Raw genomic sequence first — 26,212 nt, forward strand, 5'->3', positions numbered from 1 at the left:
GAGGCGGGCGTTGATTTATCTCGTCTTGTTAAGAATTGCGCTGACACCCTGCATCAGCTCGCCAACATCGCTTATTCCTTTACTTTCCTGTTGGGCAATCCATTGGGCCTGAACGTGCTGATATCCGGTAGCGGCTTGCCACGCATTCAGCTCGCTGTTGGTCAGGTAGTGAACGTGTGCGCCCTCTTTTGCCATCTTTTTCGCCATTGCGGTCAGGCTTGCGTCCTGCACTGCGCCAATGCGCTTTTGCGTCATGGCGGCGGCCCGATTGATGGCTGCGCGATCTTTCACGTCCAGGCTATCCCTGACGTCTTTATTCATCACCATAAGATAAACGTGTCCGAGCCAGAGCGAAGGGGAGAGCTGAATATAGGGGGCCGCCCGCTGGGCATGGATATCATCTCCGCTGTCGAGGTTAACCATCAGGCCGTCAAGCTGTCCGGTCTGAAGCGCATCGGTAATTTTTTCATTCCATGGCATGCTGACCGGCACGCCGCCCGCGTTGCGTAAAAATGATTGATGCCAAAAGCTGGCGGTCCGCCATTGGCTTGCATTCAGCTGTGCCAAATCGACGTTCGGTTTGGTAGTAAAAAATCCAACCGGATAGCCGAGGAAAAACTGAAGAGTCACCAGATTGTTGTTTTCCAGCTCGCGACCAAACTGGCGATACTCGCGGAAAATCCGCTGAAAGGCGTTAACCTGCGCTTCACCACGACCCGGTCCGAGGGGGAAGCTCTTAAAAATCTGGTGTCGCGGCAGTTGTTCGGGCGTGTACTCAGGGACCACGATCCCCATATCCGCCACGCTGCCCTGGCCGATCGTTTTTAAGGCGTCATAGCTGGTGGACAGCTCGCCGTTCCAGTGAGCGTCGATTTTCAAACGTCCAAGCGACTCTTGTTCGATCGCACGAAAAAAAGTCTCTTTTATGAGCCGGGTACGCATGTTGCCATATGGCTCGTGATCGGTATAGCGCAGCGTTCTGTCTGCGCTGGCGACAGTGGGCCACAAACTGGTAACTATCAGCGAGGCACAGAAGAGAAAAATGTTCGCGTTATGCTTCATACCCATTCCTTTGGTATAGACAGATTTATCTTTCAGCATACCCCGGGTAACGCACAATCGCTATTGTCAGAGACTGAATATGGAGGGGAGTGTGCGCGGTATTATTAATAATGCTAATTACTGATTAATATTATCCATTTCCTCTAATGAATCCCGCGCAGTATAGTCTGCCCACAAGACAATTATGTGAGATGTTTTACATGTTATCCTACTATTTTCAAGGGCTTGCGCTTGGTGCAGCCATGATACTTCCGCTTGGTCCACAAAATGCCTTCGTGATGAATCAGGGGATCCGTCGTCAGTATCACATCATGATTGCTTTACTCTGCGCTATCAGTGATTTAGTGCTGATTTGCGCGGGGATCTTCGGCGGTAGCGCCTTGCTGATGCAGTCGCCATGGCTGATGGCGCTGGTCACCTGGGGTGGGGTCGCATTTTTACTCTGGTACGGATTCGGTGCGCTAAAAACGGCGATGAGCAGTAATCTGGAACTGGCCAGCGCCGAGGTGATGAAGCAGGGGCGCTGGAAAATCATCGCCACTATGCTGGCGGTGACATGGCTCAACCCACATGTTTACCTGGATACTTTTGTGGTGCTCGGGAGTCTGGGGGGACAACTGGACGTTGAGCCTAAACGCTGGTTTGCACTGGGAACCGTCAGCGCTTCGTTCCTGTGGTTCTTCGGTCTGGCATTGCTGGCGGCCTGGCTGGCACCGCGTCTGCGAACTGCGAAAGCACAGCGCATCATCAATACGCTGGTAGGATTAGTGATGTGGTTTATCGCTTTTCAGCTGGCAAAAGAAGGTGTTGCGCACGTTCAAGCGCTGTTCAACTAAGTGTTGTCTGATGGACAACGCAGCGAGATCGGCTAAGCTTGCCTGCATGTGCCCTGAGTTTTGGGGTAATTAATGAAACATGGAGGAACGACCGTGAAGTTCAAAATAATGGCCCTGGCGGCATTAGTCGGATTCAGCGCACTATCGGTACAGGCAAATGAGTTGCCAAATGGACCGCACATCGTGACTTCCGGAACGGCAAGCGTAGATGCAACACCAGACATCGCCACCCTGGCGATTGAAGTGAACGTTGCTGCAAAGGATGCGGCTTCCGCGAAGAAGCAGGCCGATGAGCGCGTGGCGCAATATCTGTCCTTCCTTGAACAGAACCAGATAGCGAAGAAAGACATTAGCGCTGCAAACTTGCGTACGCAGCCGGACTACGACTACCAGAACGGCAAAAGCATCCTCAAAGGTTATCGTGCAGTGCGCACCGTTGAAGTCACGCTGCGTCAGTTGGACAAACTCAACGCTCTGCTTGATGGCGCGCTGAAGGCCGGTCTGAATGAGATTCGTTCGGTATCGCTGGGCGTTGCCCAGCCGGATGCTTACAAAGACAAGGCGCGTAAAGCGGCGATTGATGATGCTGTTCATCAGGCTGAACAGCTGGCCGCGGGCTTTAATAGCAAACTGGGTCCCGTTTACAGTGTGCGTTACCACGTTTCCAATTATCAACCGAGCCCGATGGTACGGATGATGAAAGCAGATGCAGCGCCTGCAACCTCCGCTCAGGAAACCTACGAACAGCCGGTTATTCAGTTTGACGATCAGGTTGATGTCGTCTTCCAGATTGAGCCTACAGTAACCAATAAGTAGTCTTGATAAGGCGTAAGTCGCCATCCGGCAAGATTTTAGCCTGATGGCGATGCTTACGCGTCTCATCAGGCCGACAAAACATTCCAGCCGGTTTTTTCTGTGAGCAACTGTAAAAATGAGACCTCACATTCAGTCTTTTTTTTCGTGGTAATGAGGATAGGCCATAGCGATTTTTAAGGGGACGCTATGGATATTTTTATCTCGAAAAAGATGCGTAATTTCATTCTGCTGGCGCAAACCAATAACATCGCCAGAGCGGCAGAAAAAATACATATGACCGCATCGCCTTTCGGTAAAAGCATTGCTGCACTGGAAGATCAAATCGGCTATACGCTGTTTACCCGTAAAGATAACAACATCAGCCTGAATAAAGCCGGACAGGAGCTGTATCAGAAGCTGTTTCCCGTCTATCAGCGCCTCTCTGCCATTGATAACGAAATCCATAACGCCTCTTGTCGCTCGCGGGAAATCGTCATCGGTATCGATAATACTTATCCAACGATTATTTTTGACCAGTTGATTAGCCTTGGCGATAAATATGACGGCGTGACGGCCCAGGCCGTTGAATTCAGTGAGAATGGGGTGATTGATAATCTGTTCGACCGCAAACTGGATTTCATTATCTCGCCACAGCACGTTTCCCCCCGCGTACAGGAGTTGGAAAATTTGGCGATCAGCGAACTGTCTCCGCTGCGTCTGGGGTTTCTCGTTTCCCGGCGCTACGAAGGGAAACAGCCGCAGGATCTGCTGCGCGAGCTACCCTGGCTGCAAATGCGCTTCCAGAATCGCGCCAACTTTGAGGCAATGCTGGATGCTTATATGCGGCCCTGCGGGATCAATCCGACGATTATCTACCGTCCGTACAGCTTTATGGCCAAGATTAGCGCGGTGGAGCGCGGGCAGTTTTTGACGGTGATTCCTCATTTTGCCTGGCGGCTGGTGAATCCGTCGACGCTAAAGTATTTCGACGCGCCCGGCAGCCCCATGTATATGCAGGAGTTTCTCTATTCGCTGAAAAATCATCGCTATACCGGCACCATGCTCCAGCATATTGCTGAAGATCGTGACGGTACGGCAAGTTAACCGAGCATCGATCCTGTCTCGAGAAGGTTGCGATGCAGATCGAACGCATGGCTGAGATCGTGATGGATATGCCCGCCGGGCGCTTTTTCCAGATAGCGGTGCAGGTAGTCCCGGTAAAGGGGATGCGCACAGTTATCGATAATCGTGTGCGCCCGCTGCATCGGAGATAACCCACGCAGATCGGCAATCCCTTGTTCGGTCACGATCACTTTAACGCTATGTTCGCTGTGGTCGACATGGCTGCACATCGGCACGATGGTTGAGATTTTCCCGCCTTTGGCAATCGACGGCGCCATAAAGATAGACAGGTAGGCGTTGCGCTCGAAATCCCCGCTGCCGCCGATCCCGTTCATCAGGTTCACGCCCGCAACGTGCGTGGAATTGGCATGGCCGTAGATATCAAACTCAAGCCCAACGTTGAGCGCAATGACCCCCAGCCGACGGATGATTTCCGGGTTATTGGAGATCTCCTGCGGGCGCAGCACAATTCGGCTGGCGAAGAAGTCCATATTGTCGTAAATCTTCTGTAGCGACGGGGCTGAGATGGTCAGGCTGGAGGCGCTGGCACCGGTGATCTTGCCCGTTTCCAGCAGATGCACCACCGATTCCTGTAACACCTCTGAATACATCATAAAGGGCGGAATATCCGGATTCTCCCCCAGTCGCGCCATTACCGCGTTGTTGATATTGCCCACGCCGCTTTGTAAGGGCAGAAACTCTGCTGGAATGCGTTTGTGCGCCATTTCTGCCAGTAGGAAAGTGACTACGTTATCGGCAATTTGTTGGCTGACCGGATTGGTTTTATCCGACACATTCCCGGCATCGGGCAGCTCGGTATCCACCACCGCGACCACTTTCCTGGGGTCTATCTGCACGCACTGACTGCCCACGCGATCCATGGTATGAAATATGGGTACGCTGTTACGCCGCGGCGGTGCGCCGGGTATTACGATGTCGGCAAACTCAGCCACGCGTGGATTATGGTAATGATTCAACTCGATAATCACCTTTTTCGCCCGTAGCAGCCAGGTGGGTGCATTGCCAATACCGCTGGAAAGCCAAATCCGGCCATCCGGCGCAATGGCGGAAGCTTCAATGACGGCAACATCGATATCGCCAAAAAAGCCGTAATTAACCATCTGCGCGACTTCGCTCAAATGGAGATCGACAAACCTCACCTGGCCCTGGTTAATTTTCTCGCGCAGGCCAGATGAGGTTTGATAAGGCGCACGCCAGGAAACGGCATCCGCCGCGGATAGTGCATCATCAGCGGCGGCGCCAATTGACGCCCCGGTCAGCAGGCGGATCTGAAAAGGCTGCCCGTCCTGATGCCGTTCGCAGGCGCGTTGGGCAATTGCGGTGGGTAACGCTTTTGGCGAACCCGCGGGGGTAAAGCCGCTGAACGCCACCATATCATCGTGCTGGATAATTTCTGCCGCCTGTTCGGCGCTCATCCGTTTCATGGCCGTCTCCTTCGTCGGACGTGATTAATGGCCAACAAAATTAGGTTTACGTTTTTCCATAAACGCGTTCATCCCTTCCTGATAATCCTCGCTGTCATACACCGCGCGGCGCATGCCCTGAATGCGCTCGAATTCGTCAGAGTTCATGGTGTGTGCTTCGCCCAACACGCGCAGTTCTTCTTTGATGACGGCGATTGCCAGCGGCGCTTTTTCCGAGATGTGATGCGCCATTTGCAGGGTGAAATCTTCCAGTTCCTCGGTTGGAACGACATGGTTGAGGATCCCGACCGCCATAGCGCGTTGAGCGGTGATGGGCGAGGCGGTAAAAATCAGCTCCTTAACGATGTGAAAACCAGCGTCGCGGGTCAGGTTGTGGATGCCCACCAGGTTATAGGGCACGCCGAGGTTGACCGGGGTCATGGAGAAGGTAGACGTACTGGCTGCGATGATCAGATCGGAACTCATGATCATCTCAAACGCGCCGCCCCAGACGCTGCCTTCAACCATGGAGATCACCGGCTTCGGATATTTTTGGATCATACGAGTTATCTGACGCAGCGGATCGTCATAAGAGAGCGGATCGCGACGTCCGGTGGGGAGCTCATGAATATCATGCCCGGCAGAGAACACTTTGGCCCCGCTCGGGGCGCGCAGAATGATGCAGCGAATGTCCGGACGATTGAGGTCGTTCAGCGCCTGCATCAGATCGTCAATAAACACTTTGCTCAGGGCATTGAGCTTGCGGGCGTAATTGAACTCAATGACCGCGACTTTCTGGATGATGACCACGTTGACGTATTGATAAGACATAATGTTCTCTTTATTGAAAGTAATGATGCTGGATAAATTCGCTGATGTGCCGCAGGCCGGTGCGCGGCGAAAGATCATTGTTTTTGACGGCCAGCAGCGTCTGCTGGAAATACTGGTCGAAATCAGCCCGTGCAAACAGCAGATGCAGGGCTTCTTCTTCAGCCTGCTTGTGTAGCCATTCCACCGCCTGCTGCTGGCGGACTTTTTCCAGTCGACCGCTGGCGGTAAGGCACGTTTTAAAGTCGGTTATCGCCTGCCAAACCTCCTCAATGCCGCGTTTTTCCAGGGCGCTGCAGGTCAGAACCTGCGGCTGCCACTCGTCATATTTGCGGCGCAGAATATGCAGGGCGGATTCGTACATATGGCGGGCGATGGCAACGCTGGTACGGTTATCACCGTCGTCCTTGTTGATGACGACCAGATCCGCCATCTCCATCAGGCCTTTTTTGATGCCCTGCAAATCGTCGCCACCGCCGGCGATTTGCAGTGAGAGAAAGCAATCCACCATGCCTGCGACTTCGGTTTCCGACTGTCCAACGCCGACGGTTTCCACAATCACCACGTTGAAGCCCGCCGCCTCGCACAGCAGCATTAATTCGCGGGCGCGCTGGCTGGCGCCGCCTAAATGACCGCTGGAAGGAACCGGACGTATAAACGCAGATTCTGCGCGAGCCAGTTCCGTCATGCGGGTTTTATCACCAAGAATGCTGCCGCCGCTAACCGGGCTGCTGGGATCGACGGCGATCACCGCTACCCGTAACCCGCGGCGAATTAACAGCATGCCGAATGCTTCCAGAAAGGTGCTTTTACCCGCGCCCGGCGTGCCGGTGATCCCCAGACGCAGGGCGTTACCGGTGAACGGCATAATCGCGTCCAGCAATTGCGTACTCAGCGGCTGGTGGCGCGGGTGATTGCTTTCGACCAGCGTCATCGCCTGGGCGAGCGTAGCCCGTTCACCGAGTCGCAAGCGGCGGACGGTATCCTCAAGCGTGGTGGCGTTAATCATGATGTTTACTGATACGGGTTAACACATCGCGGACGCTGTCGAGCATCGGCGTGCCTGGGCCATAAATGGCTGCTACGCCATGCTCGTGCAGGAAAGCGTAATCCTGTGGCGGAATAACCCCGCCGGCGACGACGCAAATGTCTTCGCGTCCCCAGCCTTTGAGCGCGGTGACCAGCTCCGGGATCAATGTCTTATGACCCGCCGCCAGCGATGATGCGCCAATGACATGCACATCGTTTTCTACCGCCAGACGGGCAATTTCCTCCGGTGTGGAGAACATCGGGCTGAGATCGACATCAAAGCCGAGATCGGAGTAGGCGCTGGCGATCACTTTTGCGCCGCGATCGTGGCCGTCCTGACCCATCTTGGCGATCAGAATACGCGGGCGGCGGCCATTTTCTGCGAGGAACTGTTCAGTTTGCGCAACAATGGCATCGAACTCATCGGCGGATTTGTCGGACTGGTGATAGCTTTGCGCAATCACCCCAGTAACACACTGGCTGGGAACCAGATAACGGTCAAAGGCGGCCTCGAGCGCATCGGATATTTCGCCGAGCGTGGCGCGAACGCGGGCGGCGTTGACGGCGGCTGCCAGCAGATTTTCATTCTGCTGTGCGGCGTGGGTCAGCGCGGATAGCGCGGTTTTAACCGCATCATTGTCGCGGGTGGCGCGGATATGCTGCAGTGAGGCAATCTGCTCGTTGCGCACCTTCACGTTGTCGATCTCCAGCACCGACGTGTCGTCTTCTTTATCCAGCTTGTATTTGTTCACCCCGACGATAACGCGCTTACCCTGGTCGATCAGCGACTGTTCGCGCGCGGACGCTTCTTCGATCATCCGTTTAGGAAGTCCGGCTTCAATCGCCTTCGCCATGCCGCCTGCCTCATCAATCTGCTTGATGATCGTGCGCGCCTGCTTCACGATTTGATCGGTGAGTGATTCGACGTAATACGATCCGGCCAGCGGATCGACGGTGCGGCAGATCTCTGATTCTTCCTGAATGATGATCTGCGTATTACGCGCAATACGGGCGGAGAAATCGGTGGGCAGACCGAGCGCTTCATCAAAAGCGTTGGTATGCAGAGACTGGGTGCCGCCAAGTGTAGCGCCGAGCGCCTCAATGGTGGTTCGTACCACGTTGTTGTACGGGTCCTGCTCGGTCAGGCTCCAGCCTGAGGTCTGGCAGTGGGTACGCAGAGCGAGAGATTTCGGGTTGGTCGCGCCAAAACTGCTGACCGCTTCGCTCCACAGATACCGTGCAGCGCGCAGCATGGCGACGTTCATAAACAGATCCATGCCGATGCCGAAGAAGAATGACAGGCGCGGGGCGAAGTCATCAATTTTCAGTCCGGCGGAAAGCGCGGCCTTGATGTATTCAATACCGTCTGCCAGCGTAAACGCCACCTGCTGTACGCAGTTTGCCCCGGCTTCACCCATGTGATAGCCGCTGATGCTGATGGTATTAAAGCGCGGCATGTTGCCTGAGCACCAGGCGATGATGTCGGCGATAATGCGCATGGAGGGTTTTGGCGGATAAATGTAGGTGTTGCGGCACAAGTACTCTTTCAGAATATCGTTCTGAATGGTCCCGGTGAGCTGTTCCGGCGTCACGCCTTGCTCCTGCGCCGCGACGATATAAAACGCCAGTACCGGCAGCACCGCGCCGTTCATGGTCATCGATACCGACATCTTATCCAGCGGGATCTGGTCGAACAGCACCTTCATATCTTCGACGGTATCGATCGCCACGCCGGCTTTGCCGACGTCGCCCGCTACGCGCGGGTTGTCTGAGTCATAGCCACGATGAGTGGCAAGGTCAAAGGCGACGGAAAGCCCTTTTTGCCCAGCGGCGAGGTTACGGCGGTAAAAGGCGTTGGACTCTTTGGCGGTAGAGAAACCGGCGTATTGGCGAATCGTCCACGGCTGCGCGGTATACATAGTGGCGCGCGGGCCACGCACGTAAGGCGGCAGACCGGGCAGGGTGCCCGTGACTTCCAGATTATCGAGGTCCGCTTCGGTGTACAGCGGCTTGATGACAATCCCTTCCGCCGTCTGTCTTTCCAGCGACTCAACGGTTTTTTCCCGTCGACTGAGTTCTTTATTGGCGAGTGTTTGCCACTCCTGCACGTTTGCCATTTTTTGCTCCGTATTACGCAATAAGTTGAATCTTTGCGAATACGGTGTGCTTTTTCATTTGGCTTGTCGCCAGCAAAAAATAGCCAACAGGACGTCGTTTTTTGCCGTGTGGCGTGTTTTATTTTGTGATTTATTTCAAAGACGTGGCGGGAATAGCATGAAATGAGGGGAAAGGCTTGTAGGCCGGATAAAGCGTTACGCCGCTATCCGGCCTCTGTTCGAGGAATTAATCCTGACGCAGTACGTTGTGGCCATAGGCCAGCAGCGCGTCGGTGACGTTGCGCATCATGCGGCTTTCTGGCGCAAAGCGGTGCCAGTATAGCATCCGACGCTGGAACAGGCCTGGCGTTAAGTCGATAAGCTCACCGCTTTCCAGCTCTTTCTCAATCTGTAAGTGTGGGATCATGCAGCAGGTTGTTCCCTGACGGGCTAACTGGACGAAGGCTTCAGACGAGTTAACGATATGGCACGGTACGCTGCCCGGCGGCAGGTCGAAGTTTTGTTGCAGGAACGCCTGGTGCATATCATCAAGATGGTCAAACGCGACCGCCGGGGCTTTCAGCAGGGCGGAACGGGTGACGCCGTTTGGGAAATAACGCTCGGCGAAAGGTTTAGAGCCAACAAACAGGTAGTCCAACGCGCCCAATTTATCCACCAGACAGCTTGGCAGCGCCTGATGTTGAATACTCACCGCGCCGACTACTTCACCCCGACGCAGACGTTCCTGGGTTCGGGTTTCATCTTCAACCTGCAGGTTCAGTCGAATCGGTGAATTAGCCAGTACCGGGGCCAGCGCCGGAAGTAACCAGGTCGCCAGACTGTCGGCGTTCACCGCCAGCGAAAGCAGAAGCGGCGTCGAGCCGGTTTGTTCATCGCCCAGCCACTCGTCTTCCAGCAGTTCAACCTGGCGCAGAAGCGCCAGTAGTTTCTGTCCCTGTTCCGTTGGGCGCGGCGGTACGGTGCGCACCAGCAGCGGTTGTCCGAACATATTCTCAAGCTGTTTTATGCGCTGTGAAACCGCGGATTGCGTGATGCACAGCTTTTGCGCCGCGCGCTCAAATCCTCGTTCACGAATAACCGCATCCAGTGCTTGTAGTGTTCTGTAGTCCGGACGTTTCATTGCTTTGACGCACTCCTGAAATTTTTGCTTGTTCTGCACTATGACACAATTTTTGATTGGGTAAAGACGAAATCCGCCGCTTGCGAGCGGGTGTGGGGACATTTTTCTGCACAATGTTCTATAATGCGCGTGAATTTTCCCACCATATTCACACCACAGGCGAAACGATCATGACGCAGGATGAACTGAAAAAAGCAGTAGGATGGGCGGCACTTCAGTATGTACAGCCCGGCACCATTGTGGGCGTAGGTACAGGTTCAACAGCCGCACACTTTATTGATGCGCTGGGCACAATGAAAGGTCAGATTGAAGGTGCGGTATCCAGTTCGGACGCATCGACTGAAAAACTCAAAAGCCTTGGCATCCACGTGTTCGATCTTAACGAAGTGGACAGCCTCGGCGTATACGTTGACGGCGCGGATGAAATCAACGGTCACATGCAGATGATCAAGGGCGGCGGCGCAGCGTTGACCCGTGAAAAAATCATTGCTTCCGTGGCGAAGAAATTTATCTGCATCGCGGATGCGTCTAAAGAAGTCGATATTCTCGGTAACTTCCCGCTGCCGGTCGAAGTGATCCCAATGGCGCGCAGCGCTGTGGCTCGCCAGTTGGTGAAGCTAGGCGGTCGTCCTGAATATCGTCAGGGCGTCGTGACGGACAACGGCAACGTGATCCTCGATGTGCACGGTCTGGAGATCCTCGACGCCATCGCGCTGGAGAATGCCATCAATGCGATTCCAGGTGTGGTAACCGTCGGCCTGTTTGCCAACCGTGGTGCGGATGTCGCGCTGATCGGTACTCCTGACGGCGTGAAAACTATCGTAAAATGATCTGACGGGAGCGTCTTCTCCCGTTAAAAAAATTTTGGCAGGGCAAATTTGGTGACTTGTGTCACGTTTATAATATTGTCCTGCCGATCTCTCCAAAGAAAAAGTTATCCCCAGTATTTTCCTCTGACATTTCCCGTTGAATGACATTTCTTCAGCACGGCGACGCAAACGTTCATATTGCCGCAATATTATTTTTTGATATGTTGAAGAGACGGATGAAAATCCCACACACAACACATCAGTTTGAACAAAAAAAGACAGGGTCGGGGAAATGGCAAAGGTATCACTGGAGAAAGATAAGATTAAATTTCTGCTGGTTGAAGGCGTGCACCAAAAAGCACTCGAAAGCCTTCGTGCAGCAGGTTATACCAACATCGAGTTTCACAAAGGTGCTTTGGACACTGAACAACTGAAAGAGTCCATCCGTGATGCCCACTTCATTGGCCTGCGATCCCGTACCCATCTGACTGAAGATGTGATTGACGCCGCAGAGAAACTGGTCGCGATTGGCTGCTTCTGCATTGGCACCAACCAGGTTGATCTAAGTGCAGCGGCAAAGCGCGGGATCCCTGTGTTTAACGCACCATTCTCTAACACGCGTTCCGTTGCTGAGCTGGTGATTGGCGAACTGCTGCTACTGCTACGTGGCGTACCCGAAGCGAACGCCAAAGCGCACCGCGGCGTGTGGAATAAACTGGCTACCGGCTCTTTTGAAGCGCGTGGTAAAAAACTGGGGATCATCGGCTACGGCCACATTGGTACTCAGTTGGGCATTCTGGCGGAATCGCTCGGGATGCATGTCTTTTTCTATGATATTGAAAATAAACTCCCGCTTGGCAATGCCACGCAGGTACAGCATCTTTCCGACCTGCTCAATATGAGTGACGTGGTGAGTCTGCACGTGCCGGAAAATGCCTCCACCAAAAACCTGATGGGCGCGCGTGAGATTTCGCTGATGAAACCGGGTGCGCTGCTGATTAACGCCGCACGCGGTACGGTTGTTGATATTCCTGCGTTGTGCGACGCGTTAGCGACTAAACATCTGGCGGGGGCTGCAATCGACGTATTCCCAACCGAACCGGCAACTAACAGCGATCCTTTCACTTCGCCGCTGTGTGATTTCGATAACGTGATCCTGACGCCGCACATTGGTGGTTCAACGCTGGAAGCGCAGGAAAACATCGGTCTGGAAGTAGCTGGGAAACTGACCAAGTATTCCGACAACGGGTCTACGCTGTCTGCGGTAAACTTCCCGGAAGTTTCGCTGCCGCTGCACGGTGGTCGTCGTCTGATGCACATTCACGAAAACCGTCCGGGCGTACTGACGGCACTGAACCAGATTTTTGCCGAGCAGGGCGTCAACATTGCCGCGCAGTATCTGCAAACTTCCGCGCAGGTAGGTTATGTGGTTATCGATATTGAAGCGGATGAAGATGTGGCGGAGAAAGCGCTGCTGGCGATGAAAGCCCTTCCGGGAACCATTCGCGCTCGTCTGCTGTACTGATTTCCTCTACATGGGCAGGCGGTTGACCTGCCCATCTTTCCTCTGATTTCCCTGCCTCAAAATCTCTTTCTGTAACGCATACATTCTGTTTTCGAGCTTTGCCGCAGTTGGCAACTAAAGGCAGCGTTGCGTGTTGTACAGCAATAAAAGGAATTTACGATAGGGGCGCAGCATAGCGCTGAAACGGGAAAGCCCCTACCGAAGCAGGGGCTCTAAAAAGGAAAGGGACGATGATGAGATACGTCATCATGCTGCTGATCCTGTTAATCATCGCTTGGCCAGCATATTAACAGAGAGTACGCAGGAGGGAGGTTCGCCTCCCTCACCCTTCACCGAGGAATTTAGGTCAAAAAAACGGCGCTGTCAATCGGCAAAAAACGGCTACCACTCCCAGATTTTGGACGGCGTCACCACCGCTGGCAGCGGGATATCCCACTCTTCAACCGGCAATTTTTCTACTAACTGGCAGTCATGCGCGTAGCCCACGGGTTGGATCTTATGCTGCTGCCAGTTTTGTAGCGTGCGGTCGTAAAATCCACCGCCCATGCCCAGGCGTTGCCCGTCCTCATCAAATGCCACTAACGGCGTAATCAGTACGTCCAGCTTTGACAGCGGCAATACGTCACGTACATCAAGCCGTGGTTCCTGGATCTTTAAGCGATTGGTCACCAGGTCGCTGCGCGGATGATAGTGCAGGAACAGTAAATTACCGGGACTGAAGGGATGAAGAACCGGAAGGTAAACGCGCTTGCCCGCTCGCCACAGCTGATCTATCAGCGGCTGGGTATCGAGTTCGCCATCGAACGAGAGAAATACCGCCACAGTATGCGCGAGTATAACAGGGGGAAAACTGAGCATTCGGGTCGCGGCTTGCTGACCGTATTGTCGTTGCTGTTCAGAGGTCAGCGCGCGACGACGCTGTCGAATCAGTTGACGAATTTCTTGCCGGGATAAAGGGAGTTCAGAAAGTAGTGTCATGGCTGTTGCCAGGTAGAAGGGAATCTCCGAGATGCCGCCGCAGGCTGTAACCCTTGAACCCTTGGTTCAAGGTGAATGCGTCGTCACAGTTTTAAGGCTTCTCGGACGGGCCGAGCATGCTCACCAACCATGGAGCGCCACATTCTTGTGGTATGAAATATCGGCTCAGGGGACTGGCCCGCTTGCAAACATCTCAGAGAAATTTTGTCTTCACGGTCACTCTACCACAGTAAACCGAAAAGTGTTATTCAAAGTTTTGGCCCGTTTTTTCGGTTATGCGACCCTGATCAAGCAACGCTTGTTCGATGGTCTGTTGTAGCATCCGAATACGTTGTTCCATGCTCGCCGCGTACTCACGCGTCTTCGCTTTTTCCTGAGTTAATTCATAGCTGATGTTCAACGCGGCGATGAAAACCAACTGCTCAGTATTTGTGACTCTAGTGCGAACTTTCAGATCTTGCAATCGCTGATTGAGATCGTCCGCAGCCTGATTCAACGCATCCCTTTGTTCAGGCGGGCAATTCACTCGCAGTGAACGGCCAAATATTTGGATATCGACGGGTTGTGCAGACATGCCACCTTCCTGCTGATTGACTGCGCTGCCTTCGTCTCCAGACCTTGGGTCCGCGAAGGGGCGACACTATAGCTACCCTGGTATCAAGATACAAGCCCTTTTCTGGTCCACCAGGGCCCAAAGTGGTAGCATACCATGAATATTCCTCCCTTTGATGACGAATGCTTATGTCTATACAGAACGAAATGCCTGGCTACAACGACGTTAGCCAGTTTTTGAACCAACAAGGGGCTGGATTAACCCCGGCCGAAATGCACGGCTTGATCAGCGGGATGATTTGCGGCGGCAACAACGACAGCTCATGGCAGCCGCTGCTGCACGACCTGACGAACGAAGGTCTGGCCTTCGGTCACGAGCTGGCTCAGGCACTGATGAAAATGCACTCTGCCACCAGCGATGCCCTCGAGGACGACGGTTTCCTTTTTCAGCTTTTTCTGCCTGAAGGCGACGACGTTAGCGTGTTTGATCGTGCTGATGCGCTGGCGGGGTGGGTAAACCACTTTTTGCTGGGCCTTGGCGTTACGCAGCCAAAGCTCGACAAAGTGACCGGTGAAACCGGTGAAGCGATTGACGACCTGCGCAATATCGCTCAGTTGGGATATGACGAAGACGAAGATCAGGAAGAGCTGGAAATGTCGCTCGAAGAGATTATCGAATACGTGCGCGTAGCCGCCTTGCTGTGTCATGACACGTTTACGCGTCAGCAGCCGACCGCGCCGGAAATCCGTAAACCGACTCTGCACTAAGAACGAAACGCAAAGGAGAGTGTGATGAGCGAGATATCTCAGCAAGAATTCCAGCGTCGTCGCCAGGCTTTACTGGCACAAATGCAGCCCGGCAGCGCCGCGCTGATTTTTGCCGCGCCTGAAGCGACGCGCAGCGCGGACAGTGAATACCCGTACCGCCAAAGCAGTGATTTCTGGTACTTCACCGGTTTTAACGAACCGGAAGCCGTGCTGGTGCTGATTAAAAGTGATGACACTCATAACCACAGCGTTTTGTTTAATCGAGTTCGCGATCTGACGGCGGAGATCTGGTTTGGCCGCCGTCTGGGCCAGGATGCCGCACCGGCAAAACTCGGCGTTGACCGGGCGCTGGCCTTCAGTGAAATCAACCAACAGCTGCACCTGTTGCTCAATGGCCTGGACGCGGTGTACCACGCGCAGGGCGAATATGCCTGGGCAGATGAGATTGTGTGCACGGCGTTGGATAAACTGCGTAAAGGCTCCAGACAAAATCTGCACGCACCCGCCGCGATCATCGACTGGCGTCCAATGGTCCATGAAATGCGCCTGTTCAAATCACCAGAAGAAATTGCGGTCATGCGTCGTGCCGGAGAGATCAGTGCGCTGGCGCATACCCGCGCGATGGAAAAATGCCGTCCGGGAATGTTTGAATACCAGTTGGAAGGGGAGATTCACCACGAGTTTACTCGCCATGGCGCGCGTTACCCATCCTATAACACGATTGTCGGCAGCGGCGAAAACGGCTGTATTCTCCATTACACCGAAAATGAAAGTGAAATGCGCGATGGCGATCTGGTGTTAATTGACGCCGGGTGTGAATACAAAGGTTATGCGGGCGACATTACACGTACCTTCCCGGTAAACGGCAAATTTTCCCCTGCTCAGCGTGAAATCTACGACATCGTACTGGAGTCATTAGAGACCAGCCTGCGCCTGTATCGCCCGGGGACGTCCATCCAGGAAGTCACCGGCGAAGTGGTGCGCATCATGATTACGGGTCTGGTGAGGCTTGGCATTTTGCACGGCGAGATCGACCAACTGATTACCGAAAATGCGCATCGCCCATTCTTTATGCATGGTCTTAGCCATTGGCTGGGACTGGATGTGCACGACGTTGGCGTTTATGGTCAGGACCGCTCACGTATTCTCGAGCCAGGAATGGTGCTCACCGTCGAACCGGGGCTGTATATCGCGCCGGACGCCGATGTGCCGCCTGCTTATCGTGGTATCGGCATTCGTATTGAAGATGACATCCTCATCACCGAGGACGGCAATGAGAACCTGACCGCCAGCGTGGTGAAGAAAGCGGATGACATTGAAGCCTTAATGGCTGCGGCGCGACTGCAATGAGCGTGATTATCGTTGGCGGTGGTATGGTCGGTGCGACGCTGGCGCTGGCCATTTCTCAGCTCAGCCACGGGACTTTGCCTGTTCACCTGATAGAAGCGAGCGAACCTGAAACTGACCGCCATCCAGGGTTTGACGCCCGGGCGATCGCGCTGGCGGCAGGGACCTGCCAACAGCTGGCGCGAATTGGCGTATGGCAGGCGATTGCCGATTGCGCAACGGCGATCAAAACGGTTCACGTCAGCGATCGCGGCCATGCCGGATTTGTGACGCTGGATGCGCAGGAATACCGTATTCCGGCGCTGGGCCAGGTGGTAGAACTGCACGATGTCGGGCTGCGTTTGTTTGCGCTGTTGCGTAAAGCGCCGGGCATCACGCTGCACTGCCCCGACCGTGTAGCCAGCGTGTCACGCACGCAGGAACGCGTTGAGGTTACGCTGGAAAATGGCGAGATGATCAATGGTCGCCTGTTGGTGGCCGCCGATGGCACGCGCTCCGCGCTGGCTACCGCCTGCGGCGTTGACTGGCAGCAACAACCCTATGAACAACTGGCGGTGATTGCCAACGTCACGACCTCCGTTGCGCATGACGGGCGAGCGTTTGAACGTTTCACACAATATGGTCCGCTGGCAATGCTACCGATGTCTGATGGTCGCTGCTCGCTGGTGTGGTGCCATCCGCTGGAGCGGCGTGATGAGATTATGGCCTGGTCCGACGAACAATTTTGCCGCGAACTGCAAACTGCGTTTGGCTGGCGGTTGGGGCGTATTACCCAGGCCGGTAAACGCAACGCCTATCCGCTTTCATTAACCTCGGCGCAAAAAGCCATTACCCATCGTACTGTGCTGGTGGGGAACGCAGCACAGACGCTGCATCCCATTGCCGGACAAGGTTTCAACCTTGGTCTGCGCGACGTGATGAGCCTGGCTGAGACGTTGACGCAGGCGCAAAACTGCGCGGAAGATATCGGTGATTATGCGGTGCTGGCACGCTATCAGCAGCGCCGCGAACGCGATCGCGAAACGACGATTGGTGTGACCAACAATTTGGTGTATTTGTTTGCCAATCGCTGGGCCCCGCTGGTCGTTGGGCGTAATGTCGGGCTGATGGCGATGGAATTATTCACGCCTGCGCGCGATGCGCTGGCGGAGCGGACCCTCGGTTGGGTTGCGCGATAGATATAACCTGTAGGCCGAATTAAAAAAGCAGGCCTGATTAGCGCAGCGCCATCAGGCAATGTCGCGGAAGTAATGCCGGATGGCGGCTTTTCCTTATCCGGCCTACGGTTTTTGATTGTCCTATTTTCAGGAGCAAACAGTGCAAAGTGTTGATGTAGCAATTGTTGGTGGCGGCATGGTGGGACTGGCGGTTGCCTGCGGCTTGCAGGGCAGCGGGTTGCGCGTTGCAGTGTTAGAACAACATGTTCCGCCGCCTTTGGCGGCGGATGCACCTCCTCAGCTTCGCGTATCGGCCATTAATGCCGCCAGTGAAAAACTGCTTAGCCGACTGGGCGTCTGGTCCGACATTGTTGCCCGTCGCGCTTGTTGCTACCACGGCATGGAAGTCTGGGACAAAGACAGCTTTGGGCGTATTGCGTTTGATGACCAGAGCATGGGCTACAGCCATTTAGGCCACATCGTTGAAAACTCAGAGATCCATTACGCACTCTGGCAAAAAGCGCAGCGTTCAGCGGATATTACGCTGATGGCGCCCGCTGAGTTACAGCAGGTAGCCTGGGGTGAGAATGAGGCATTTCTGTCCCTGAAAGATGGCGCAATGCTGACCGCTCGCCTGGTGGTCGGCGCCGATGGCGCTAACTCCTGGCTGCGCAACAAAGCGGATATTCCGCTCACTTTCTGGGATTACCGTCATCATGCGCTGGTGGCGACTATCCGTACGCAGGAAGCTCACGGCGCGGTTGCGCGGCAGGCGTTTCACGGTGAGGGGATCCTGGCGTTCCTGCCGCTCAGTGACCCGCACCTGTGCTCTATCGTCTGGTCGCTTTCGCCGCAGGAAGCAGAACGCATGCAGCAGGCAAGCGTTGACGAGTTTAATCAGGCGCTGAATATCGCTTTTGATAATCGCCTGGGGCTGTGCAGCCTTGAAAGCGAGCGTCAGGCGTTTCCGCTGACGGGACGCTATGCCCGTCAGTTCGCTGCTCATCGTCTGGCGCTGGTGGGGGATGCGGCGCATACCATCCACCCGCTGGCGGGTCAGGGGGTTAACCTTGGCTTTATGGATGCGGCGGAGCTGATCGATGAGCTGAAGCGGCTCCAGCGTCAGGGCAAAGATATTGGTCAGTATCTCTATTTGCGCCGCTACGAGCGCAGCCGTAAGCACAGCGCAGCGATGATGCTGGCCGGTATGCAGGGCTTTCGTGAACTGTTTGCAGGCGAGAATCCGGCGAAAAAACTGCTGCGTGATATTGGTCTGAAACTGGCCGATACCCTGCCAGGCGTAAAACCACAGCTCATCCGCCAGGCGATGGGACTGAACGATCTTCCTGAGTGGTTACGCTAGCGTCCGTAAGGACAATCTTAAGAGTTTGAGACCCGTCACACTTTCCACTCCCGGCCTGCGCGCCGGGGTGCTTCTCTCATTTGAAATAATCTAATTCCACGCCTTTTTTCGCATTAGTTTTTTTAATATTACGTTTTTTTCATAACGCCATTTTTGACAATTTTTCCACATTTAATGTTGGTTGGTGCTGTTAATTCCAGCTTGTATTTATTTTTTATTCTGATTATTTGCCGTATGGATGGGGTTTTGTTCTGCCGGTGATTTTGCTGTTTTTGGCCATAAGCTAATGTGATGGTTAATTTTGCCTTATGGTTTAGCGTCTGTTTCGGTGGTAAGTTCAGGACAAAGAGAACGTTTGCGTCGTGGCCCCTGGAGCGGCTGCGGTGCTGGGTTTCGTGGCGAAAATTTCACCGCGAAAGAGTTGGTAGCCCCGCTTATTCAACGAGGAAAAGATGGCTCAACAGACTCCTTTGTACGAACAACACACGCTATGTGGCGCGCGCATGGTAGATTTCCATGGCTGGATGATGCCACTGCATTACGGTTCTCAGCTTGATGAACACCATGCTGTTCGCACCGATGCCGGAATGTTTGATGTGTCACATATGACCATCGTCGACCTGCGCGGTAGCCGCACCCGGGAGTTCTTGCGTTATCTGCTGGCAAACGACGTCGCGAAGCTAACGAAGACGGGTAAAGCCCTCTACTCCGGTATGCTCAACGCTTCGGGCGGCGTGATAGATGACCTGATTGTCTACTACTTCACTGAAGATTTCTTCCGCCTCGTTGTAAACTCCGCCACCCGCGAAAAAGACCTCTCCTGGATTACCCAACACGCTGAACCTTACGCCATCGACATCACCGTTCGAGACGATCTGTCGCTGATTGCGGTGCAGGGCCCAAACGCGCAGGCAAAAGCAGCCACATTGTTTACTGACGAGCAGCGTCAGGCGGTAGAAGGCATGAAGCCGTTCTTCGGCGTTCAGGCGGGTGATTTGTTTATCGCAACCACCGGTTATACCGGCGAAGCAGGCTATGAAATTGCCATGCCGAGTGAAAAGGCGGCAGACTTCTGGCGTGCGCTGGTACAAGCAGGTGTCAAACCTTGCGGTCTTGGCGCGCGCGACACGCTGCGTCTGGAAGCCGGCATGAACCTGTACGGTCAGGAGATGGACGAAGCCATTTCTCCGCTGGCGGCCAACATGGGCTGGACCATCGCGTGGGAACCGACTGACCGCGACTTTATCGGTCGGGAAGCGCTGGAAATGCAGCGTGAAAAAGGCCACGAACAGTTGGTTGGACTGGTGATGACCGAGAAAGGCGTACTGCGTAATGAACTGCCGGTGCGTTTCACCGATGCTTCCGGCAATCAGCAGGAAGGCATTATCACCAGCGGGACATTCTCCCCAACCCTGGGTTACAGCATCGCGCTGGCGCGTGTCCCTGCGGGTATTGGTGAGAATGCGATCGTACAGATCCGTAACCGCGAAATGCCGGTAAAAGTGACTAAACCTGTTTTTGTGCGTAACGGCAAAGCCGTCGCGTAATTCATCCTTTTTTGGAGATTGATTGATGAGCAACGTACCTGCAGAACTGAAATACAGCAAAGAACACGAATGGCTGCGCAAAGAAGCTGACGGCTCTTACACCGTTGGGATCACCGAACATGCTCAGGAGCTGTTAGGTGACATGGTTTTCGTTGACCTGCCCGAAGTTGGCGCAACCGTCAGCGCGGGCGATGACTGCGCCGTTGCGGAATCCGTAAAAGCGGCATCCGATATTTATGCGCCAGTAGGCGGTGAGATTGTTGCGGTTAACGACGCGCTCAGCGACTCCCCGGAACTGGTCAACAGCGAGCCGTATGCAGGGGGCTGGATCTTCAAAATCAAAGCCAGCGATGAAAGCGAAATTGAATCGTTGCTGGATGCGACTGCATATGAAGCTTTGTTAGAAGACGAATAAATACGCTTCATTCTTCACGTTGCAGGTGTGTTGGCTTTCTTGCACACCTCAGTTACTTACTGATGTAAGCTCCTGGGGATGTGCTGCGTCGCCGCCTTCCTGCAACGCGAATTTTTTGCGTATTCAGGTTAGTAGAGACACCTACGATTCACTGCACGTTTCAGGAACCATCGCCCATGACACAGACGTTAAGCCAGCTTGAAAATAGCGGCGCTTTCATTGAACGCCACATCGGACCGGACGCCGCGCAGCAGCAAGAGATGCTGAATGCGGTTGGCGCCGAGTCGTTAAACGCGCTGATCGGCCAGATTGTGCCGAAAGACATTCAGCTCGCAACCCCGCCACAGGTGGGCGAGGCGGCGACCGAATACGCTGCGCTGGCTGAATTAAAAGCCATCGCCGGGCGTAACAAGCGCTTCACGTCCTACATTGGCATGGGCTACACCGCCGTGCAGCTGCCACCGGTTATCCTGCGTAACATGCTGGAAAACCCGGGTTGGTACACCGCCTACACCCCGTATCAACCGGAAGTCTCCCAGGGCCGTCTGGAAGCACTGCTGAACTTCCAGCAGGTGACGCTGGACCTGACCGGCCTGGACATGGCTTCCGCTTCTCTGCTGGATGAAGCTACTGCTGCAGCTGAAGCCATGGCGATGGCCAAACGCGTCAGCAAACTGAAAAACGCTAACCGTTTCTTTGTGGCGGCTGATGTTCATCCGCAAACGCTGGACGTAGTGCGTACTCGTGCGCAAACTTTTGGTTTTGACGTCATTGTTGATGACGCGGCAAAAGCATTGGATCATCAGGATGTGTTCGGCGTGCTGTTGCAGCAGGTTGGCACCACCGGTGAAGTGCACGACTACAGCGCCCTGATGGCTGAGCTGAAATCCCGTAAAATAGTGGTCAGCGTCGCTGCCGACTTTATGGCGCTGGTACTGCTGACTGCACCGGGCAAACAGGGCGCGGATATCGTTTTCGGCTCTGCGCAACGCTTCGGCGTACCGATGGGCTACGGCGGCCCGCACGCGGCATTCTTTGCCGCTAAAGACGAATTCAAACGCTCCATGCCAGGCCGTATTATCGGCGTCTCCAAAGATGCAGCGGGTAATACCGCCCTGCGCATGGCGATGCAGACTCGCGAACAGCATATCCGCCGCGAGAAAGCGAACTCCAACATTTGTACCTCGCAGGTTCTGCTGGCCAACATCGCCAGCCTGTATGCCGTTTATCATGGCCCGGTTGGCCTGAAACGCATCGCTAATCGCATCCATCGTCTGACCGATATTCTGGCAGCCGGTCTGCAACAGAAAGGATTGAAGCTGCGTCATGTGCACTACTTTGACACTTTGTGTGTTGAAGTGGCCGATAAGGCTGCGGTACTGGCGCGTGCTGAAGCGGCAGAAATCAACCTGCGTAGCGATATCCATAACGCGGTAGGTATTACGCTTGATGAAACCACCACCCGTGAAAACGTGGTGCAGTTGTTCAATGTTCTGCTGGGAGACAGCCACGGTCTGAACATCGAAACGCTGGACAAAGACGTGGCGCTCGACAGCCGTTCCATTCAGGACAGCATGCTGCGTGATGATGCGATCCTTAGCCATCCGGTGTTTAATCGCTATCACAGCGAAACCGAGATGATGCGTTACATGCACTCGCTGGAGCGCAAAGATCTGGCCCTGAACCAGGCAATGATCCCGCTGGGATCTTGCACCATGAAGCTGAACGCTGCCGCCGAGATGATCCCTATCACTTGGCCGGAATTCGCTGAACTGCATCCGTTCTGCCCGCCAGAGCAGGCAGAAGGTTATCACCAGATGATCGGCCAGCTTTCCGAATGGCTGGTAAAACTGACCGGTTATGACGCAGTCTGCATGCAGCCGAACTCCGGCGCGCAGGGCGAGTATGCGGGTCTGCTGGCGATTCGCCATTATCACGAAAGCCGTAACGAAGGCCATCGCGATATCTGTCTGATCCCGGCCTCTGCCCACGGTACCAACCCGGCCTCCGCACAGATGGCGGGTATGCAGGTAGTGGTTGTCGCCTGTGATAAGAACGGCAACATCGATCTTGGCGATCTGCGTGAAAAAGCGGCACAGGCGGGTGAAAACCTCTCCTGCATCATGGTGACCTATCCCTCTACTCATGGCGTGTATGAAGAAACGATCCGTGAAGTGTGCGACGTTGTGCACCAGTTTGGCGGCCAGGTTTATCTTGATGGCGCGAACATGAATGCTCAGGTTGGGATCACCACACCGGGCTTTATCGGTGCCGATGTCTCACACCTTAACCTGCATAAAACATTCTGCATTCCGCACGGCGGCGGCGGCCCAGGTATGGGACCAATCGGTGTTAAATCGCATCTGGCGCCGTTCGTGCCGGGTCATAGCGTAGTACAGATTGAAGGGATGCTCACCCGTCAGGGCGCGGTTTCTGCGGCACCGTTCGGTAGCGCATCCATTCTGCCGATCAGCTGGATGTACATCCGTATGATGGGCGCAGAAGGTCTGAAGCAGGCAAGCCTGGTGGCGATCCTGAACGCTAACTACATTGCCAGCCGTCTGAAAGATGCCTATCCGGTGCTGTATACCGGTCGCGATGGTCGAGTGGCACATGAATGTATTCTCGACATTCGCCCACTGAAAGAAGAGACCGGCATCAGCGAACTGGATATTGCCAAGCGTCTGATCGATTACGGTTTCCATGCGCCGACCATGTCGTTCCCGGTAGCGGGTACGCTGATGGTGGAACCGACTGAATCGGAAAGCAAAGTGGAACTGGATCGCTTTATCAATGCGATGCTGGCAATCCGCGCAGAGATCGATCGCGTGAAAGCCGGTGAATGGTCGCTTACAGATAACCCGCTGGTTAACTCCCCGCACACGCAAAATGAGCTGGTCGCGGAGTGGAATCACGGTTACAGCCGCGAAATCGCCGTCTTCCCGGCAGGGGTGGCAAACAAATACTGGCCGACCGTGAAGCGTCTGGATGACGTTTACGGTGACCGCAATCTGTTCTGCTCCTGCGTGCCGATGAGCGAATATCAGTAATCGGCTGATTCGACTATGTTTTAAAGGCGCTTCGGCGCCTTTATTTTTGGGGAGAATAGTGATGGCTATAGCACTGGTTACGGGGGGCAGTCGCGGCATTGGTCGGGCAACCGCGCTGCAGTTAGCGCAAGAGGGTTACACGGTCGCCGTTAATTTTCATCACAATATTCGTGCGGCAACGGAGGTGGTGAACAATATCGCCGCTGCGGGGGGAAAGGCGTTTGCTCTGCGGGCAGATATCAGCGATGAAAGCCAGGTCGGGGCGATGTTTGAGTCCATTGACCGTGAAGGCGAGCCGCTGACTGCGCTGGTGAACAATGCCGGGATTTTGTTTGAACAGAGCACGGTGGAAAGCCTAACCGCTGAGCGCATTAATCGCGTCCTGGCGACTAATGTTACCGGCTATTTTCTGTGCTGTCGGGAAGCGATAAAACGCATGTCGTTTAAGCACGGTGGTCAGGGCGGGGCGATTGTGAATGTCTCTTCGGCGGCGTCACGGCTTGGTGCCCCGTTCGAATATGTTGATTATGCAGCCTCAAAAGGTGCGGTGGACACGCTCACCACCGGCCTCGCGCTGGAGGTTGCGGCGCAGGGGATACGCGTGAACTGCGTGCGACCCGGTCTTATCTACACGGAAATGCATGCGTCAGGCGGTGAGCCGGGAAGGGTGGATCGCGTGAAATCCATGTTGCCTATGCAGCGCGGCGGACAGCCGGAAGAGGTCGCGCAGGCGATTACCTGGCTGCTGAGTGAGAAGGCGTCTTACGTCACGGGCAGTTTTTTGGAGCTGGCCGGCGGGAAGTAATGCGTTGCTTGCCGGATGGCGGCGTAAATGTCTGCTCTGGTCTACAAGTTCAGTTCCCGTAAACCCGATAAGCGCAGCGCCATCCGGCAAAAAATTACAGATTCTCGCCGTTGCTGGCAATCACCGCTTTATACCACTCAAAACTTTTCTTACGCGAACGCGACATATCGCCGGTGCCGTCGTCGTGTTTGTTCACATAGATAAAACCGTAGCGTTTGCTGTACTGGCCGGTGGTGAACGAGACGCAGTCGATGCAGCCCCACGGCGTGTAGCCCATCAGATCTACGCCGTCATACGTTACCGCTTTCATCATCTCTTCGACGTGGGCGCGCAGATAGTCGATGCGGTAGTCGTCGTGGATGCTGCCGTCTTCTTCCACTTTGTCGTAAGCGCCAAATCCATTTTCAACGATAAACAACGGCTTCTGATAACGCTCGTACAGTTCGCATAAGGCGTAACGCAGGCCGACCGGATCAATCTGCCAGCCCCAGTCGGATGCTTTGACGTGCGGGTTCGGCACGCTGCCCTCAAAACCGGAAATTGCATCGCCGCTACCACCTTCCGCTTTTACCGCGTTGGTCATGTAGTAGCTAAATCCGAGATAGTCGCAGGTACCTTCACGCAGGATTTGTTCATCGCCAGCTTCCATTCGAATATTGAATTCGCGGCGCTCCCACTCGTTCAGTACATAAGATGGATAGTAGCCGCGCAGTTGAACGTCGGTGAATACATAGCGTTCACGCATCGATTCCTGCGCGAACATCACATCTTCAGGCTTACAGGAGTACGGGTATAGCGGGACCATTGCCAGCATGCAGCCGACTTTCATTTCAGGGTTGATGCGACGTGCGGCTTTCACCGCCAGAGCGCTGGCCACGAACTGGTGGTGCAGCACCTGGTACATAGTCTCTTCCGGGTTTTCATGCTCGGTATACACCACGCCGGAGCAGCAATAGCCAAACAGCGGTGCACGCCAGTTACGCTGGTTGTTGATTTCGTTGAAGGTCATCCAGTATTTGACCTTGTGCTTGTAGCGCTCAAAGACCACTTCAGCAAAACGGACAAAGAAATCGACGACTTTACGATTGGTCCAGCTACCGTACTGTTGAACCAGGTGTAGCGGCATTTCGAAGTGGGAAAGGGTGATAACCGGTTCGATATTGTACTTCAGCAGTTCATCAAACATGTCGTCGTAGAATTTTAGCCCTTCTTCGTTTGGCTGGGTTTCGTCCCCTTTGGGGAAGATACGGGTCCAGGCAATTGACGTACGGAAGCATTTGAAGCCCATCTCGGCAAACAGCTTAATGTCTTCTTTGTAATGACCGTAAAAATCGACGGCTTCGTGGTTGGGGTAGTACTTACCTGGCACGACGTCCTGAGTGATTTCTCGCGGAACGCCGTGTGCCCCCCCGGTCAGTACGTCGCAAATGCTGGGCCCTTTGCCACCTTTATTCCAGCCGCCTTCAACCTGATGCGCCGCAACCGCGCCGCCCCATAAAAAATCGTTTGGTAAGGTAAGTTTTTTCATCTGCGCTCAGTCTCAAATTAATACAATCTGATTTT

The 26,212-nt window shown here is 54.4% G+C and carries 22 protein-coding genes and 1 other RNA gene; 13 read left to right on the top strand and 10 right to left on the bottom strand.

From position 1 onward, the window contains the following. Window positions 1-15 precede the first annotated feature (15 nt). The gene (gene dctP / locus HV311_RS04075) at window positions 16-1,062 is read right to left on the bottom strand and encodes a TRAP transporter substrate-binding protein DctP (RefSeq protein ID WP_191220740.1); all 1,047 of its coding nucleotides are present in this window, start codon (window positions 1,060-1,062) and stop codon (window positions 16-18) included. Between the two features lie 200 nt (window positions 1,063-1,262). On the opposite strand from dctP, the gene argO reads away from it, so the two are divergent. The 3 genes from argO (at window position 1,263) to srsR (ending at window position 3,797) form a co-directional block, all read left to right on the top strand. After that, complete coding sequence (gene argO, locus HV311_RS04080; protein ID WP_016157426.1) at window positions 1,263-1,898, top strand: arginine exporter ArgO; 636 nt, start codon at window positions 1,263-1,265, stop codon at window positions 1,896-1,898. A gap of 93 nt (window positions 1,899-1,991) precedes the next feature. After that, window positions 1,992-2,714: an oxidative stress defense protein gene (locus tag HV311_RS04085; RefSeq protein WP_029139653.1), complete on the top strand. Its 723-nt coding sequence runs from the start codon at window positions 1,992-1,994 to the stop codon at window positions 2,712-2,714. Between the two features lie 186 nt (window positions 2,715-2,900). Further along, entirely contained in the window at window positions 2,901-3,797 is an 897-nt protein-coding gene (srsR, locus tag HV311_RS04090; RefSeq protein ID WP_191220741.1) for a LysR family transcriptional regulator SrsR, read from the top strand. On the opposite strand, the gene HV311_RS04095 is transcribed toward srsR, so the two are convergent. The 5 genes from HV311_RS04095 to argP form a co-directional block, all read right to left on the bottom strand. After that, entirely contained in the window at window positions 3,794-5,260 is a 1,467-nt protein-coding gene (locus HV311_RS04095; protein WP_016154368.1) for an acetyl-CoA hydrolase/transferase family protein, read from the bottom strand. The two genes, srsR and HV311_RS04095, sit on opposite strands and share 4 nt — an antisense overlap. Before the next feature lie 24 nt (window positions 5,261-5,284). Beyond that, window positions 5,285-6,070 (bottom strand): methylmalonyl-CoA decarboxylase, encoded by a 786-nt coding sequence (gene scpB, locus HV311_RS04100; RefSeq protein ID WP_016154367.1) that lies wholly within the window; start codon window positions 6,068-6,070, stop codon window positions 5,285-5,287. Window positions 6,071-6,080: 10 nt separating this feature from the next. Beyond that, window positions 6,081-7,076 (bottom strand): methylmalonyl Co-A mutase-associated GTPase MeaB, encoded by a 996-nt coding sequence (gene meaB, locus HV311_RS04105; RefSeq protein WP_047357829.1) that lies wholly within the window; start codon window positions 7,074-7,076, stop codon window positions 6,081-6,083. After that, complete coding sequence (gene scpA, locus HV311_RS04110; RefSeq protein ID WP_191220742.1) at window positions 7,069-9,213, bottom strand: methylmalonyl-CoA mutase; 2,145 nt, start codon at window positions 9,211-9,213, stop codon at window positions 7,069-7,071. Before scpA ends, meaB begins: the two co-directional genes overlap by 8 nt. A 226-nt stretch (window positions 9,214-9,439) precedes the next feature. Further along, the gene (gene argP / locus HV311_RS04115; protein WP_003825477.1) at window positions 9,440-10,333 is read right to left on the bottom strand and encodes a DNA-binding transcriptional regulator ArgP; all 894 of its coding nucleotides are present in this window, start codon (window positions 10,331-10,333) and stop codon (window positions 9,440-9,442) included. Between the two features lie 170 nt (window positions 10,334-10,503). Between argP and rpiA the strand changes: the two genes are divergently transcribed. Next, on the top strand, window positions 10,504-11,163 hold the full coding sequence (rpiA, locus tag HV311_RS04120; RefSeq protein ID WP_016154364.1) for a ribose-5-phosphate isomerase RpiA: 660 nt from the start codon (window positions 10,504-10,506) through the stop codon (window positions 11,161-11,163). 271 nt (window positions 11,164-11,434) lie between these two features. Then, window positions 11,435-12,667, top strand: a complete 1,233-nt coding sequence (gene serA, locus HV311_RS04125) for a phosphoglycerate dehydrogenase (RefSeq protein WP_016154363.1) — start codon at window positions 11,435-11,437, stop codon at window positions 12,665-12,667. A gap of 381 nt (window positions 12,668-13,048) precedes the next feature. Here the strand turns inward: serA and HV311_RS04130 are convergent, their stop codons facing one another. From HV311_RS04130 to zapA, 3 genes are all read right to left on the bottom strand, one after another. After that, window positions 13,049-13,645 carry a 5-formyltetrahydrofolate cyclo-ligase gene (locus tag HV311_RS04130; RefSeq protein ID WP_191220743.1) on the bottom strand — a complete coding sequence of 199 codons (597 nt, stop codon included), beginning with the start codon at window positions 13,643-13,645 and terminating at the stop codon, window positions 13,049-13,051. A 19-nt stretch (window positions 13,646-13,664) separates the two neighbouring features. Beyond that, window positions 13,665-13,848: non-coding RNA, 6S RNA (gene ssrS, locus HV311_RS04135), on the bottom strand. A gap of 41 nt (window positions 13,849-13,889) precedes the next feature. After that, entirely contained in the window at window positions 13,890-14,219 is a 330-nt protein-coding gene (zapA, locus tag HV311_RS04140) for a cell division protein ZapA (RefSeq protein ID WP_003026980.1), read from the bottom strand. A gap of 167 nt (window positions 14,220-14,386) precedes the next feature. Here zapA and HV311_RS04145 point away from each other — a divergent pair, with 167 nt between their 5' ends. The 8 genes from HV311_RS04145 (at window position 14,387) to HV311_RS04180 (ending at window position 24,649) form a co-directional block, all read left to right on the top strand. Further along, complete coding sequence (locus HV311_RS04145; RefSeq protein WP_191220744.1) at window positions 14,387-14,965, top strand: YecA/YgfB family protein; 579 nt, start codon at window positions 14,387-14,389, stop codon at window positions 14,963-14,965. A 24-nt stretch (window positions 14,966-14,989) separates the two neighbouring features. Then, a complete protein-coding gene (pepP, locus tag HV311_RS04150) occupies window positions 14,990-16,315 on the top strand; it encodes a Xaa-Pro aminopeptidase (RefSeq protein WP_047499310.1) in 1,326 nt (441 codons plus the stop codon). After that, complete coding sequence (gene ubiH / locus HV311_RS04155; RefSeq protein WP_016154358.1) at window positions 16,312-17,490, top strand: 2-octaprenyl-6-methoxyphenyl hydroxylase; 1,179 nt, start codon at window positions 16,312-16,314, stop codon at window positions 17,488-17,490. Before pepP ends, ubiH begins: the two co-directional genes overlap by 4 nt. Window positions 17,491-17,629: 139 nt before the next feature. Next, window positions 17,630-18,832, top strand: a complete 1,203-nt coding sequence (gene ubiI, locus HV311_RS04160) for an FAD-dependent 2-octaprenylphenol hydroxylase (protein ID WP_191220745.1) — start codon at window positions 17,630-17,632, stop codon at window positions 18,830-18,832. 452 nt (window positions 18,833-19,284) lie between these two features. Next, window positions 19,285-20,379 carry a glycine cleavage system aminomethyltransferase GcvT gene (gene gcvT / locus HV311_RS04165; RefSeq protein WP_153646916.1) on the top strand — a complete coding sequence of 365 codons (1,095 nt, stop codon included), beginning with the start codon at window positions 19,285-19,287 and terminating at the stop codon, window positions 20,377-20,379. A 25-nt stretch (window positions 20,380-20,404) separates the two neighbouring features. Further along, window positions 20,405-20,794, top strand: coding sequence for a glycine cleavage system protein GcvH (gcvH, locus tag HV311_RS04170; RefSeq protein WP_003026965.1), 390 nt, complete (start codon window positions 20,405-20,407; stop codon window positions 20,792-20,794). 176 nt (window positions 20,795-20,970) lie between these two features. Continuing rightward, the gene (gcvP, locus tag HV311_RS04175) at window positions 20,971-23,844 is read left to right on the top strand and encodes an aminomethyl-transferring glycine dehydrogenase (protein ID WP_191220746.1); all 2,874 of its coding nucleotides are present in this window, start codon (window positions 20,971-20,973) and stop codon (window positions 23,842-23,844) included. A 61-nt stretch (window positions 23,845-23,905) separates the two neighbouring features. Further along, on the top strand, window positions 23,906-24,649 hold the full coding sequence (locus tag HV311_RS04180; RefSeq protein ID WP_191220747.1) for an SDR family oxidoreductase: 744 nt from the start codon (window positions 23,906-23,908) through the stop codon (window positions 24,647-24,649). Window positions 24,650-24,743: 94 nt separating this feature from the next. Here the strand turns inward: HV311_RS04180 and bglA are convergent, their stop codons facing one another. Then, complete coding sequence (bglA, locus tag HV311_RS04185) at window positions 24,744-26,177, bottom strand: 6-phospho-beta-glucosidase BglA (RefSeq protein ID WP_016154353.1); 1,434 nt, start codon at window positions 26,175-26,177, stop codon at window positions 24,744-24,746. Window positions 26,178-26,212: the final 35 nt, after the last annotated feature.

Origin of the sequence: Citrobacter sp. RHBSTW-00881 (genome assembly GCF_013728515.1) — a bacterium.
GTDB classification, from domain to species: domain Bacteria; phylum Pseudomonadota; class Gammaproteobacteria; order Enterobacterales; family Enterobacteriaceae; genus Citrobacter; species Citrobacter braakii.

Coding starts and splice junctions, on each gene's coding strand:
- gcvP (WP_191220746.1), top strand. CDS start 20,971: ATGACACAGACGTTAAGCCAGCTTGAAAATAGCGGCGCTTTCATTGAA.
- rpiA (WP_016154364.1), top strand. CDS start 10,504: ATGACGCAGGATGAACTGAAAAAAGCAGTAGGATGGGCGGCACTTCAG.
- gcvT (WP_153646916.1), top strand. CDS start 19,285: ATGGCTCAACAGACTCCTTTGTACGAACAACACACGCTATGTGGCGCG.
- argP (WP_003825477.1), bottom strand. CDS start 10,333: ATGAAACGTCCGGACTACAGAACACTACAAGCACTGGATGCGGTTATT.
- HV311_RS04180 (WP_191220747.1), top strand. CDS start 23,906: ATGGCTATAGCACTGGTTACGGGGGGCAGTCGCGGCATTGGTCGGGCA.
- HV311_RS04095 (WP_016154368.1), bottom strand. CDS start 5,260: ATGAAACGGATGAGCGCCGAACAGGCGGCAGAAATTATCCAGCACGAT.
- meaB (WP_047357829.1), bottom strand. CDS start 7,076: ATGATTAACGCCACCACGCTTGAGGATACCGTCCGCCGCTTGCGACTC.
- scpB (WP_016154367.1), bottom strand. CDS start 6,070: ATGTCTTATCAATACGTCAACGTGGTCATCATCCAGAAAGTCGCGGTC.
- bglA (WP_016154353.1), bottom strand. CDS start 26,177: ATGAAAAAACTTACCTTACCAAACGATTTTTTATGGGGCGGCGCGGTT.
- scpA (WP_191220742.1), bottom strand. CDS start 9,213: ATGGCAAACGTGCAGGAGTGGCAAACACTCGCCAATAAAGAACTCAGT.
- dctP (WP_191220740.1), bottom strand. CDS start 1,062: ATGAAGCATAACGCGAACATTTTTCTCTTCTGTGCCTCGCTGATAGTT.
- zapA (WP_003026980.1), bottom strand. CDS start 14,219: ATGTCTGCACAACCCGTCGATATCCAAATATTTGGCCGTTCACTGCGA.
- HV311_RS04145 (WP_191220744.1), top strand. CDS start 14,387: ATGTCTATACAGAACGAAATGCCTGGCTACAACGACGTTAGCCAGTTT.
- srsR (WP_191220741.1), top strand. CDS start 2,901: ATGGATATTTTTATCTCGAAAAAGATGCGTAATTTCATTCTGCTGGCG.
- argO (WP_016157426.1), top strand. CDS start 1,263: ATGTTATCCTACTATTTTCAAGGGCTTGCGCTTGGTGCAGCCATGATA.
- serA (WP_016154363.1), top strand. CDS start 11,435: ATGGCAAAGGTATCACTGGAGAAAGATAAGATTAAATTTCTGCTGGTT.
- gcvH (WP_003026965.1), top strand. CDS start 20,405: ATGAGCAACGTACCTGCAGAACTGAAATACAGCAAAGAACACGAATGG.
- HV311_RS04130 (WP_191220743.1), bottom strand. CDS start 13,645: ATGACACTACTTTCTGAACTCCCTTTATCCCGGCAAGAAATTCGTCAA.
- ubiH (WP_016154358.1), top strand. CDS start 16,312: ATGAGCGTGATTATCGTTGGCGGTGGTATGGTCGGTGCGACGCTGGCG.
- pepP (WP_047499310.1), top strand. CDS start 14,990: ATGAGCGAGATATCTCAGCAAGAATTCCAGCGTCGTCGCCAGGCTTTA.